General features: G+C 29.8%; 1 pseudogene. It reads right to left on the bottom strand.

The features are described 5' to 3' along the window. Nucleotides 1-332: pseudogene (locus tag RI68_RS03015) on the bottom strand (hypothetical protein); the annotation flags it as partial.

The raw sequence follows: 332 nt of genomic DNA, 5'->3' as shown, positions 1-332 counted from the left end.
TTCCAATTACGGATGGCTTGATAGGGTTCTAAAGAATCAGACAATTCGATAATCTTTTTTCTTTTTTGGACGTTAAAAGTAAAGAGATAAATATTTTTAGCGCCGTTTGATAATTTGAGTAAATCTTCGATGGTGTAAAGTTGGTTTTCAGGAATAATTCGAATTCCATCATCAAAATAAATGGTGTCAATATCAATTTCATGGAAAGTTTTTGATGGTAAAGGTAAGACCAAACCAGTATGAGAAGTGGCGTTATAACAACCTAATTTAATCAATTTTGGTTCTTTGATGATGTTATTTTCCATTAAATAATGATTGATTACTTCTTCTTT

The organism is Vaccinium witches'-broom phytoplasma str. VAC, assembly GCF_000309405.1.
In the GTDB taxonomy this organism is placed as follows: domain Bacteria; phylum Bacillota_I; class Bacilli_A; order Acholeplasmatales; family Acholeplasmataceae; genus Phytoplasma.
Note: the sequence above shows the minus strand (reverse complement) of the source record. Positions and strands in the feature narration are given on the sequence as shown.